The sequence below is a fragment of the Glutamicibacter sp. BSL13 genome, assembly GCF_052928425.1.
Map to the genome: position 1 here is coordinate 1 of NZ_JAVGCZ010000101.1, position 9,384 is coordinate 9,384.

Below are 9,384 nucleotides of genomic sequence, written 5' to 3' on the forward strand. Positions count from 1 at the left end.
ACCAGGACCGTGACCACGAACGCCAGCGGCACGCTCCACGCGGCCGGCTGGCGCAGCAGCGCCGCCAGCACGGTCTCTGATTCGGCCAGCAGCCCGCTGACCAGCAGTGCGAGAGCGCAGCTCACCGCGCCGGTAAGCATCCCGGCCATCGCGCCAATACTGGTCAGCTGCCGCCACCAGATGCCCAGCAGCAGCAGCGGGCAGATGGTTGAGGCGGTGAAGGCGAACACGTTGCCGATCGCCCCGGCCAGCGCCAGGGAACTGGTCAACGCCGCCACCAGCAGCGGCGTCACGGTGGCGATGACCGTGGAGATCCTGAACCCGCGCACCGTGCCGGCAAAGAACTCCTGGGACACCGCCCCGGCCAGGGAGACGACCAGGCCGGAGGTGGTGGACAGGAACGCGGCGAAGGCGCCGCCGACCACCACCGCGGTCAGCACGTCCGCGGCCCAGCCGTCAAAGATCCACTGCGGCAGCAGCAGCACCGTGGCATCGGCGTTGCCCGGGGCGTGGTGCTCGGGGGTGTAGAGCCGTCCCAGCACTCCCAGGGCCACCGGCCAGATGTAGAAGACCGACAGCAGCCCCAGCACGATGACCGTGGTGGAGCGGGCCGCCTGGCCGGTGGGGTTCGTGTAGAAGCGCACCAGCACGTGCGGCAGGCCCAGGGTGCCAAAGAGCAGGGCAATGATGATGGAAATGGTTTCGTAGAGCCCCAGGCTGCCGCCATCACCCATGCGTTCGCTCAGCTGCTGCACCCGCATCCCCGGGTCGTTGCCCGGGATGATGCGCACCAGCAACAGCACGGTGGGGATCACCAGCGCGGCCAGCTTCAGCCAGTACTGGAAGGCCTGCACGAACGTCACCGAGCGCATCCCGCCGGAGACCACGGTCAGGCACACCACCGCCGCCACGATCAGCGGCCCCACCCAGCCCGGCAGCCCGGTGGCAATCGAAAGGGTCAGCGCGGCCCCGTGCATCTGCGGGACGATGTACAGCAGGCAGATCAGCACCACCAGGTAGGTGGTCAGCTTGCGCAGCGGCAGGGAGGCGAAGCGGATCTGCGCGAAGTCCGGCAGCGTGTACGCCTGGGAGCGGCGCAGCGGCGCGGCCACAAAGAGCAGCAGCATCAGATAGCCGGCCGTGTAGCCGATCGGGAACCACAGCCCGGACTGCCCGGAGACCACGATCAGCCCGGCCACCCCCAGGAAGGAGGCGGCCGAAAGGTATTCGCCGCCGATCGCCGAGGCGTTCCACCAGGGGCGCACGGTGCGGCTGGCGACATAGAAGTCGGAGGTGGTGCGGGACAGGCGCAGCCCGTGCACCGCCACCAGCATGGTGGCCAGGCACACCACCAGCAGGGTGAGCAGGCTGAGCACCGCCATCATCGGGCGATGCTCCGGTAGCGTTTCTCGTTGCGCACCGCGGAGATGTTGTACAGTACCCCGGCGATCAGGATCAGCGGGTACACCCCCAGCCCCAGGATCCACCAGGGCAGCGGGATGCGCGCCAGGGTGATCTGGGAAATCTGCGGCCAGTAGGAGAGCAGCACCGTGATGCCCACCAGCAGGACGATGATCCCGCTGGCCACCGAGACCGCCAGGCGCAGCTGGGAACGGATCAGCTGGCGCACATAGAAGTTCTCGGCGCTGTGCTCGGCGGAGGGAACCTGCAGGTCCACGGCGGCATCCGCCGGGGCCTGGACCCGGACCCGGGCCGGGCGCTGGGCGGCGAAGTGCGCATCGGGATCCTGGCTCACAGTGGCCGCACCCGGTTGGCCGAGAGCTTCTCGCGCAGGTAGGGCAGCGCCCGGCGGGAGATGGGCAGTTCCACGCCGTTGACCAGGACCGAGGCCTTGCCGGTGGCGAGCTTGACGGTCTGCACGTGTTCCATGTTCACCAGGTAGGAGCGGTGGATGCGCACGTAGCCGGCCGGGCCCCACTGGGTTTCCAGGTCGTTGAGCGGCACCCGGATCAGGTAGCTGGCGTTGGGCGTGTGCAGCCGTGCGTAGTCCCCGGCCGCCTGCACGTAGGCAATGGAGTCGCGTTCGATCAGCTTGGTGACCCCACCTTGGTCCACGGTGACCATTTCCGGTTTGGTTTGGGTGTCCTCGACCAGCTCACAGATGCGCCGCACCGACTCGGCCAGCCGCTGCGGGCGGATGGGCTTGAGCACGTAGTCCACCGCGGCCAGTTCGAAGGCCTCCAGCGCCTGGTCCTCGTCGGCGGTGACGAAGACGATGTGCGGGGGATTGGTGAAGCGGGAAATGACCCGGGCGATGTCCAGCCCGGATAACGCGGGCATGTGGATGTCCAGGAACAGGGCATCGACGTCTTCTTCCTCCAGCGCCTTCAGCGCCGCCGCCCCGGAGGTGGCCCGGAAGATCTGCCCGACCCGGGAGTCCTGGCTGAGCAGGTAGGCCAGTTCCTCGACTGCCGGCAGCTCATCGTCGGCTACTACGACATTGATCATTGTTCCAGTCTACCCAGTCGCCGCCGCGCACCCCGTTGGGCCAGGGGCCGGTTGGGGGCCGAGCCTACCGCCGTGGCTACGCGCCGATCTCCGCGTCGGGCAGCGGCACGAACTTGGGGATGCGCAAGGTGATCAGGGTGCCGGCCCCGGGGGCGGTGTCGATCACCAGTCCGTGGCCCGACCCGTAGATCTGGCGCAGCCGCACGTCCACGTTGCGCAGCCCCACGTGCAGGTTGGTGGTGGTCCCGGCCAGCACGCTGGAGAGCTTCTGCGGGTCCATCCCGGCCCCGTCGTCCTCGACCTGGATCATCGCGTACTGTCCCTCGTCGGTGGCGGTGATGGAGATCAGCCCGCCGTCGGGTTTGGCCTCCAGGCCGTGGCGCACCGCGTTTTCCACCAGCGGCTGCAGCGAGAGGAACGGGATCTGGGTGGGCAGCACCTCGGGGGCGATCTGCAGGGAGACCCGGATGCGCTCCCCGAACCGGGCCTTTTCCAGCAGCAGGTAGCGGTCGATCGCCTCCAACTCCTCGGCCAGGGTGGTGAAGTCCCCGCGGCGGCGGAAGGAGTAGCGGGTGAAGTCCGCGAACTCGATCACCAGTTCCCGGGCGCGGGCCGGATCGGTGTTGATGAACGAGGCGATCGCGTTCAGCGAGTTGTAGATGAAGTGCGGGGAGATCTGGGCGCGCAGCGCCCGGACCTGGGCCTCGAGCAGCATCGCCTTGGACGCGTCCAGCTCGGCCAGGGACAGCTGGGCCGAAACGAAGGTGGCGACCTCGGAGACGGCGCGCACAAACCCGGCACCGGCGTGCGCGTGCACGGCGCTGACCGCACCGACTGGGGTGCCCGAACGCAGCAGCGGGGCACTGACCAGGGTGGTGCCCGGCAGCTTGTTCACCTGGGTCTTGGAGGTGGCGATCGCGTCCTTGACGGTGCCGCGCAATTCGGCGAGCACCGGCTCGGGCAGGGCCTGGCTGGTTTCAACGCCCAGCTCGGTGGCGGTATCGGAGATCACCAGGCCCTGGCAGCCCAGCAGCTTGCGCAGCGCCCGGGCCGCCTTGGCGGCACTGACCTCGTTCAGCCCCTCGGCCAGGTGCGGGACGGCGACGGACATGTGGTGCAGCGCCTGGAAGGTCGCCTGCTCGGCGTCGGTGCCCATCTCCCGGGTGGAACGCGAAATCCGGAAGCCGAGGAACCCCACGATGGCGATCCCGATGGACGCCACGGTGACGATCAGGGTGATCTCCAAGGCTGTTGACATGCCTCAATCCTAATCACTGCGCCGCCCGGCCGACCGTTCGTCGCGCCCGGGTGTGCCGTTGGGCGCATGATCTTGACCGCTGGCCATGCATGGGGCGCCGGCTACTACCGGGCGCGCGGGGGATCACGCATAGTGAAGTCAGTCACATCGTGCGTGTGGCAGTGATCACACCGCGTAAAGAATCCAAGGAGGAGAGCAATGAGCTCCAACCCGCAACATGACGTCGCCACCGAGGTCGACTTCGTCGCGGAACAGAACTCTGAAGAGTTCGGCGAGCTGCGCAAGACACATCGCAGCTTCGTGTTCCCCATGGCCATCTTTTTCCTCGTGTGGTACTTCGCCTATGTCATCCTGGCGGACTACTTCCACGACTTCATGTCCATCAAGGTGCTCGGCAACATCAACATGGGCATCGTGCTCGGGTTGCTGCAGTTCGTTTCCACCTTCGCCATCACCGCCGCCTACGTGCGGTTCTCCAACAGCAAGCTGGACCCCAAGGCGACCAAGATCCGCGAACGCCTGGAAAAGAAGGGTGTCAAGTAGATGTCCGCATCGATGATCCTGGCCCAGGCGGCCAGCGAGACCACGGTGGGCAACCCGTGGGTGAATATTGCGATCTTCGCCGGCTTCGTCGGGGTAACCCTGGTGATCGTGCTCAAGGCGAGCAAGAACAACAAGACCGCGGCCGACTACTACGCCGGCGGCCGGTCCTTCACCGGAACCCAGAACGGCACCGCCATCGCCGGTGACTACCTCTCCGCCGCCTCGTTCCTGGGCATTGTCGGGGCAATCGCGATCAACGGCTACGACGGGTTCCTGTACTCCATCGGGTTCCTGGTCGCCTGGCTGGTGGCTTTGCTGCTGGTCGCCGAACTGCTGCGCAACACCGGCAAGTTCACCATGGCCGACGTGCTCTCCTTCCGCCTGAAGCAGCGCCCGGTGCGCATCGCCGCGGCGGTCTCCACCCTGGCGGTGTGCGTGTTCTACCTGCTGGCGCAGATGGCCGGCGCCGGTGCGCTGGTCTCCCTGCTGCTGGGCATCGATGAGAAGCTGGGCCAGTCCCTGGTGATCGTGGTCGTCGGCGCGCTGATGATCCTTTACGTACTGGTCGGCGGCATGAAGGGCACCACCTGGGTGCAGATCATCAAGGCCTGCCTGCTGATTGCCGGTACCTTCGTGATGACCATCTGGACCCTGGCGCTGTTCGGCTTCAACTTCTCCGAGCTGCTGGGCACCGCCGCCGAGGTGGCGAACAACCCCGAGATCCTGAACCCGGGCCTGAAGTACGGGGTCAGCGAGACCAGCAAGCTGGACTTCATCTCCCTGGGCCTGGCCCTGGTGCTGGGCACCGCCGGCCTGCCGCACGTGCTGATGCGCTTCTACACGGTTCCCACCGCGAAGGAAGCCCGCAAGTCGGTGGTCTGGGCGATCTGGCTGATCGGTGCCTTCTACCTGTTCACCCTGGTGCTGGGCTACGGCGCCGGTGCGCTGATCGGACCGGACAAGATCCTCGCGGCCCCGGGCGGCGTGAACTCCGCGGCCCCGCTGCTGGCCTACGAACTGGGCGGCACCCTGCTGCTGGGTCTGATCTCCGCGGTCGCGTTCGCAACCATCCTGGCCGTGGTGGCCGGGCTGACCATCACCGCGGCGGCATCCTTCGCCCACGACATCTACTCCTCGGTGCTGGCCAAGGGCAAGAGCACCCCGCAGAAGGAGATGAAGGTGGCCCGCCGCACCGTGTTGGTGATCGGCGTGCTGTCCATCGCCGGTGGCATCGGTGCCCAGGGGCAGAACGTGGCCTTCCTGGTGGCCCTGGCCTTCGCGGTCGCGGCCAGCGCCAACCTGCCGACCATCCTGTACTCGCTGTTCTGGAAGGGCTTCAAGACCCGCGGGGCCCTGTGGTCCATGTACGGTGGCCTGTTCTCGGCCCTGGGCCTGATCATCATCTCCCCGGTGTTCTCCGGTTCGGAGACCTCGATGATCCCGAGCATCGACATGGCGATCTTCCCGCTGTCCAACCCGGGCATCATCTCCATCCCGCTGGCGTTCCTGCTGGGCTGGATCGGCTCGATTACCGATAAGGGCACCGAGGACGCGGTCAAGGCCGCCGAAATGGAAGTCCGTTCGCTCACCGGGGTTGGCGCCGAAAAGGCCGTGGACCACTAGCGAACACCGGCTGCGTCCCGTGGGGCGCGGTCCAAAAAACACCAGAAATCCTCCGGAAGAACCAGTTAGCGGTTCCTTCCGGAGGATTTTTGCGTTGCTCTAAGGCCCGAAAATATTTGAAGTGGGGACAAGCTGGAGCGCAGCGGGAAGATTCCAGGGCCGCTGCGGGGAAGGGGGTGCACCGTGATGGTGCTCAGGCCGGTTTCCCGCAACGGCCCTGCCCGTCCCCGGCCGTTTCGGCGTCGCTGCGGTGTTCTCCCAGGGACATCTCGATCAGCTTCGTGGTGCGGTAGGGCACCAGCTCGGCCATCGACAGGGCCGAGTCCGCGCGCTGCACCCCTTCAATGTTCAGCAGCCGGCCGTGCACCCGGAACAGCTCCTCGGCATTTGCCGCGGCCACCCGCACCAGGATGTCCGCCGACCCGGTCAGCCCATGGGCCTCGATGACCTCCGGGATTTGGCGCAGCTGTTCGGTGATGGTGCCCAGGTGGCGCTGCTGCACGTGCAGTTCCACGAAGGAGAGCAGGCCGAAGCCCAGTGCCGCCGGCGGGATGCGCCGGTCCATCGGATCCAACACCTCGCCCTCCAGCCGGCTGAGCCGGCTCTGCACCGTATTGCGTCCCATCCCCAGGGCGGCGGCGATCGCCGAGGCGCTGCGCCGGGCAACGGAGGACAGGGCCAGCAGAATCCGGCGGTCGGTTGAATCAAGGGCTTGCATAAGGTGCAGGTTAGCACCGTTCGGATCCCAAATATAGTGCATTGTGCGCTAACTGCCGGTGACCCATTGTGCATCCTGCATCTTGTGAGTAGCATCACAGTAAGCGGGAAGATGCCCCCTGCACTTCCCTAGTGACCACGCGAGATTAAGGATGCCGATCGTGTCCACACAACGCATGGATCTTGTGGCTGGGAGCCTACCCACGCACCAGCTGCTCAAGGTCAACGGTGAACGAGAACCCGATGCCGACCTGGATCAGTACCTGGCGGATGTCGACGAGAAGAAGCTGGGCGAACTGCTGCGCGACATGATGGTGCTGCGCCGCATGGACGTCGAGGCCACCGCCCTGCAGCGCCAGGGAGAACTGGGGCTGTGGGCCCCGCTGCTGGGCCAGGAGGCCGCGCAGATCGGTTCGGTGCGCGCCACCAACGACGACGACTTCATTTTTCCCTCCTACCGCGAGCACGGGGTGGCCTGGGCGCGCGGGGTGAAGGCCGAGGACCTGCTCAGCGTCTGGCGCGGGGTGACCCCCAGCGGCTGGGATCCGAACGAGGTGAACATCGCCTGCCAGCAGATCGTGATCGGCGCGCAGGCGCTGCACGCCGCCGGCTACGCGATGGGCATCAAGTTCGACGGCGGCAACCAGGTGGCCCTGGGCTACTTCGGGGACGGGGCCACCAGCCAGGGCGATGTGAACGAGGCGCTGGTCTTCTCCGCCAGCTACCAGGCCCCGGCGCTGTTCTTCTGCCAGAACAACCACTGGGCCATCTCCGAACCAGTGGGCCTACAGACCCGCACCCAGTTGGCCGACCGCGCCGCCGGGTTCGGCCTGGCCGCCTGGCGGGTGGACGGCAACGACGTGCTGGCGGTGCTGGCGGTGACCCGCGCGGCGCTGGAGCACGTGCGCTCCGGACGCGGCCCGGCCTTCATCGAGGCGGTCACCTACCGGATGGGACCGCACACCACCGCCGATGACCCCACCCGCTACCGCACCGAGCAGGACCTGGCCGAATGGCGCCAGAAGGATCCGATCGACCGGCTGACCCGGCACCTGGAGGTGCTCGGCGCCGACGTGGCCGGGTACGTGGCCCGCGGGGAGCAGGCCGCGGACGAGCTGGCCGCGCAGCTGCGCGCGGCGATCACCTCGATGCCCGACCCGCACCCGGCCGCGCTGTTCGCGCACGTGTACGCGGAAGAGCACGCCCCGCTGGCCAAGGCGGAGCATGACTACCTGCAATACCTTGAAGGCTTCGAGACGGGGGAGGGCCGATGAGCCGCAGCTCAATGATCCAGGCGCTGAACAGCTCACTGCGCGATGCGATGAGCCAGGACGACAAGGTGGTGCTGCTGGGCGAGGACATCGGCACCCTGGGCGGGGTGTTCCGGGTGACCGCCGGGCTGAAGGACGAGTTCGGGGCCGAGCGGGTGATCGACACCCCGTTGGCCGAATCCGGGATTGTGGGTGCCGCGATCGGGCTGGCCTACCGCGGGTACCGCCCAGTGGTGGAGATCCAGTTCGACGGGTTCACCTACCCGGCTTTTGACCAGCTGGTTTCCCAGTTGGCCAAGATGCACTACCGTTCCCGGGGCCGGGTGAAGATGCCGGTTACCGTGCGCATCCCGTACGGCGGGGGCATCGGTTCACCGGAGCACCACTCCGAATCCCCGGAAGCCTACTTCGCGCACACCGCCGGGCTGCGGGTCTATGCCCCCTCCAGCGTGCAGGACGCGTACTCGATGCTGCGCCACGCGATCGCCAGTGATGACCCGGTGATCTTTTTTGAACCCAAGCGCCGCTACCACGAAAGCGCCCAGATCGAGTGGGAGGCGGCCGAGCCCGGTCCGTTGAAGGCAAAGATCGTTCGCCCCGGACAGGACGCGACGGTGATCGGCTACGGGCCAACGGTGTACACCATCACCGAGGCGGCGCAGGCCGCCGAGGATGAGGGAATCAGCCTGGAGGTCATTGACCTGCGCAGCGTGGACCCGCTGGACATGGACACCGTGGTTCAGTCGGTGAAGCACACCGGCAAGGTCGTGATCGTGCACGAGGCCGGCCCGACCGCCGGAATGGGGGCGGAAATCGCCACCCAGATCACCGAACGCTGCTTTGACTACCTGGAGCACGCCCCGGTGCGGGTCACCGGCTTCGACATCCCCTACCCGCCCTCACGATTGGAGAAACACCACCTGCCGGATCTGGATCGCATCCTGACCGGCGTGGACACCGTCATGCGCCGCAACGAATCCGCCCACCAGGTGAGTGCCCTATGAACACCACACAGATTTTCAAGCTGCCCGACCTGGGCGAAGGACTGACCGAATCCGAGGTGCTGAACTGGAAGATCCAGGTCGGCGAGCAGGTGGAGCTGAACCAGGTGATCGCCGAGGTGGAAACCGCCAAGGCCGTGGTTGAGCTGCCCTCCCCGTACTCGGGAGTGGTGGAGCAGATCCACGCCGAGGCCGGGGAAGTGGTCCCGGTGGGCAGTCCGCTGGTGACCTTCGGCGACGGGGCCGGGGGCGCTGGCCAGGCTCCTTCCGGCGCGGACGGCTCCGGGACCGCGAAGCGCACCCCCACCCTGGTCGGCTACGGTGCCGAACCCTCCACCGGCAAGCGTCCGGCCCGCAAGGCCCGGCGCGGGCCGGGAACCACCCAGGCGCCGGGGCGGAGCGCACCCGAACCGGAGACGCCGGCCGCCGCGGCCCCGAATACGCCGGCAGAGAGCCCGGGTGAAGTCCTGGACCTGGACGCGCGGTCCACGGTGCCGCGCAG

General features: G+C 67.3%; 10 protein-coding genes. 5 read left to right on the plus strand and 5 right to left on the minus strand.

The window, feature by feature from the left end:
* The 4 genes from RCJ92_RS13445 to RCJ92_RS13460 form a co-directional block, all read right to left on the minus strand.
* Positions 1–1,385 (minus strand): sodium/solute symporter (locus RCJ92_RS13445; RefSeq protein ID WP_446754811.1); only part of this gene is annotated, 1,385 nt, incomplete at its 3' end.
* Positions 1,382–1,756: a hypothetical protein gene (locus RCJ92_RS13450; protein ID WP_138173392.1), complete on the minus strand. Its 375-nt coding sequence runs from the start codon at positions 1,754–1,756 to the stop codon at positions 1,382–1,384. The genes RCJ92_RS13450 and RCJ92_RS13445, both read right to left, overlap by 4 nt.
* Positions 1,753–2,469 carry a LytR/AlgR family response regulator transcription factor gene (locus tag RCJ92_RS13455; RefSeq protein ID WP_138173390.1) on the minus strand — a complete coding sequence of 239 codons (717 nt, stop codon included), beginning with the start codon at positions 2,467–2,469 and terminating at the stop codon, positions 1,753–1,755. The genes RCJ92_RS13450 and RCJ92_RS13455 overlap by 4 nt, the downstream gene beginning before the upstream one ends.
* A 76-nt stretch (positions 2,470–2,545) precedes the next feature.
* Positions 2,546–3,727 carry a sensor histidine kinase gene (locus RCJ92_RS13460; RefSeq protein WP_138925840.1) on the minus strand — a complete coding sequence of 394 codons (1,182 nt, stop codon included), beginning with the start codon at positions 3,725–3,727 and terminating at the stop codon, positions 2,546–2,548.
* A 198-nt stretch (positions 3,728–3,925) separates the two neighbouring features.
* Between RCJ92_RS13460 and RCJ92_RS13465 the strand changes: the two genes are divergently transcribed.
* Both RCJ92_RS13465 and RCJ92_RS13470 read left to right on the plus strand, forming a co-directional pair.
* Complete coding sequence (locus RCJ92_RS13465) at positions 3,926–4,270, plus strand: DUF485 domain-containing protein (protein ID WP_054821422.1); 345 nt, start codon at positions 3,926–3,928, stop codon at positions 4,268–4,270.
* Positions 4,271–5,893, plus strand: a complete 1,623-nt coding sequence (locus RCJ92_RS13470) for a solute symporter family protein (protein ID WP_138173386.1) — start codon at positions 4,271–4,273, stop codon at positions 5,891–5,893.
* Between the two features lie 193 nt (positions 5,894–6,086).
* On the opposite strand, the gene RCJ92_RS13475 is transcribed toward RCJ92_RS13470, so the two are convergent.
* Positions 6,087–6,611 carry an Lrp/AsnC family transcriptional regulator gene (locus RCJ92_RS13475; RefSeq protein ID WP_446754812.1) on the minus strand — a complete coding sequence of 175 codons (525 nt, stop codon included), beginning with the start codon at positions 6,609–6,611 and terminating at the stop codon, positions 6,087–6,089.
* 151 nt (positions 6,612–6,762) lie between these two features.
* On the opposite strand from RCJ92_RS13475, the gene pdhA reads away from it, so the two are divergent.
* The 3 genes from pdhA to RCJ92_RS13490 form a co-directional block, all read left to right on the plus strand.
* Entirely contained in the window at positions 6,763–7,884 is a 1,122-nt protein-coding gene (pdhA, locus tag RCJ92_RS13480) for a pyruvate dehydrogenase (acetyl-transferring) E1 component subunit alpha (protein WP_138173382.1), read from the plus strand.
* The gene (locus tag RCJ92_RS13485; RefSeq protein ID WP_054821905.1) at positions 7,881–8,885 is read left to right on the plus strand and encodes an alpha-ketoacid dehydrogenase subunit beta; all 1,005 of its coding nucleotides are present in this window, start codon (positions 7,881–7,883) and stop codon (positions 8,883–8,885) included. The genes pdhA and RCJ92_RS13485 overlap by 4 nt, the downstream gene beginning before the upstream one ends.
* Positions 8,882–9,384: biotin/lipoyl-containing protein (locus RCJ92_RS13490; RefSeq protein WP_446754813.1), on the plus strand; the 503-nt coding region annotated here is incomplete at its 3' end. The genes RCJ92_RS13485 and RCJ92_RS13490, both read left to right, overlap by 4 nt.